Origin of the sequence: Vibrio sp. V42_P2S4T144, assembly GCF_009904715.1 — a bacterium.
Classification (GTDB): domain Bacteria; phylum Pseudomonadota; class Gammaproteobacteria; order Enterobacterales; family Vibrionaceae; genus Vibrio; species Vibrio alginolyticus.
Window position 1 is genome coordinate 1 of sequence record NZ_WXWS01000228.1, and the last position, 2,438, is coordinate 2,438.

The 2,438-nt window shown below is 43.8% G+C and carries 2 protein-coding genes and 1 pseudogene; all 3 read left to right on the top strand.

Features of this window, described 5'->3' with window-relative positions; all coding sequences use genetic code 11:
- Positions 1–111 precede the first annotated feature (111 nt).
- Positions 112–852, top strand: a complete 741-nt coding sequence (locus CAG68_RS08075; protein ID WP_005378436.1) for an ABC transporter permease — start codon at positions 112–114, stop codon at positions 850–852.
- Between the two features lie 3 nt (positions 853–855).
- On the top strand, positions 856–1,533 hold the full coding sequence (locus tag CAG68_RS08080) for an ABC transporter permease (protein WP_053303243.1): 678 nt from the start codon (positions 856–858) through the stop codon (positions 1,531–1,533).
- A gap of 154 nt (positions 1,534–1,687) precedes the next feature.
- Positions 1,688–2,438, top strand: a pseudogene (locus CAG68_RS08085) (ImpA family metalloprotease); the annotation flags it as partial.

Genomic DNA, 2,438 nt, shown 5'->3' on the forward strand with positions numbered 1-2,438 from the left:
TACTTTAACTACGATGTGTACGGTGAATAAACCGTAATTAAGCGACCGTTGGCTTGTTCCTAGAAGTAGTCAACGGTCGATTTTTTGAGTTTAGGGATTAGGAACTCACCTATGCTAGATTTACAAGGATACGAAGCTTCGATTTTGAAAGGAGCTTTAGTAACAATAGAAGTTGCAGTGCTTTCACTCATTCTCGCCATGGTCTTAGGCATGCTTGGCGCATTAGCTAAGTTAGCACCTTACAAATGGGCAAGGGCGATTGCCACTCTTTACACCACCGTCATTCGCGGCATTCCAGATTTGGTTCTGATGATGCTAATTTTCTTTGGTGGACAAATACTTTTAAATAACAGCCTTTACTCCATCAACGAAACGCTCAACGAGTGGTTTGCCTCGAGTGATCCAAACCATGAATGGACGTCTTACTTACCTGATTATATTGATGTCAGCCCATTTATAGCTGGTGTACTCACGATTGGTTTTATCTTTGGCGCCTACATGGCGGAGACTTTTCGTGGAGCGATCATGGCGGTGGACAAGGGTGAATTAGAAGCGGCGAAAGCTTATGGGATGAGTTCTGCTTTATCGTTTAGAAGAATCTTACTTCCTCAGATGATTCGTCATGCATTACCTGGATTTGGTAATAACTGGTTAGTGTTACTTAAGACCACAGCGTTAGTTTCCATTATTGGTCTGGATGACATGGTGAGAATGAGCTCATTGGCAGCAGGTACAACGAAAATGCCGTTCACCTTTTACATGGCTGTCGCGCTCATCTTTCTATTTTTTACCAGCGTTTCGACCGGGCTACTCAAGCTTGTTGAGCGTAAGTTCAGTATTCATGCGAGGTAAGTTATGGACTTTTCTTTGATTATTGAAAGCTTTCCAACTTATCTTCAGGGACTTTGGACAACAGTTTGGTTAGTGGGATTAGCGTTGGTTATTGGCTTGTGTGTCTCTATCCCATTAGCCGTGGCACGCAATAGTACCAATTACGCTCTAAGCTTACCTTCTTGGGGATTCATTTACTTTTTCCGTGGAACGCCGCTATTGGTTCAGCTGTATTTGATTTACTACGGCATGGATCAGTTTTTCCCTGTGAAAGATACCTTGTGGGAGAACGCTTGGTTCTGTGCTTTGGTCGCTTTTATTCTGAATACATCGGCTTACACCGCAGAAATTATTCGTGGTGCGATTAATGGTTTGCCGAAAGGTGAGGTGGAAGCTGCGAAAGCCTATGGCATGAGTAAGTTTATGACATACAGACGTATTATCTTGCCGAGTGCATTGCGTCGAGCATTACCAGCTTATTCCAACGAGGTCATATTTATGCTGCACGGAAGTGCAGTCGCGGGCATCGTTACCATCATGGATTTAACTGGTGCTGCGCGTCTAGTTAACTCGCGCTACTATGCACCATTTGAGTCTTTCCTGACGGCGGGGCTGTTCTACATGGCACTGACGTTTATGATTTTGTGGTGTTTCAAAGTGGCAGAGAGGCGTTTCTTAGCTTATCTACGTCCTTTAAGCTAATTATCAATAGAGGCAATAGCACCGGAATGGGTGCTATTGCTTTTGATAATTTTGTTATCTTCATTCCTATTTTTCCAGCCGATATAAAAGACTCTTTCTTATTATTCATTAACTTACATTAACATTCGGTAAACTCATTGTTTAGTAAGTAAAAATGAAAAAAACAATTCTATCGTTGGGCATTGCCGCCTTAGCCACAGGATGTGGTGGGGGAGAGGGAGAATCACAACCTAATGCTCAAGTAAAACCAACGCCAGCTCCAGTTCAACAAGCTCTGGAAACTGGTAATGCACTGCTCGTTTCTGACCCGAGCGATTTCATTCGTAAAAGTCATCAAGTTGTGCAAGCTCACAAGATGCAGTCGAATACGATCAAATCTGCAATTGCGAAAAGCCTTTCAGGTCTTTATTGGGATCCAACCCATGATGCCGCGATCTTGGCACCTCAGTATGGCTTCAACGACACCATCTTGATGACCAATAAGGCCATGGCAAGCGGTTACAAAGATCAAGCTCTGTCAATTGGCGTTGCCGGGGAAAAGTCTAATGGTCAACGTTACGCACTATTAGGTAGTAACCCATTTAGAACGGCACAACGTTTTCCCGACTCTTCCAACGCGGCGATGACGCAATGGTTAAGTAACCTGGTCACTTGGTTGTCGGGTGGAGTTACTTCAAACGTCGTCATCGCGCAAATGGATCAGTCTTATTACTTTCCGGATGAGCAAGCGACTCGGAATTGGCTGAAAGACAATGTTTCACAAGAGCTGGCGTTTAACGAGGCCAACCTATGCGATGGTTCGAAGCTACTTAGCTGCTTGCAAACCAATACTCCAAACTTATTGATCTTGTCACAGCATCTGCAATCTGGAGATACCAACAAACCAGTACTCGAAGCTTTGGAAT

Bases quoted from the DNA above. Each gene is read 5' to 3' on its own strand.
- CAG68_RS08075 (WP_005378436.1), top strand. From the start codon at position 112: ATGCTAGATTTACAAGGATACGAAGCTTCGATTTTGAAAGGAGCTTTA.
- CAG68_RS08080 (WP_053303243.1), top strand. From the start codon at position 856: ATGGACTTTTCTTTGATTATTGAAAGCTTTCCAACTTATCTTCAGGGA.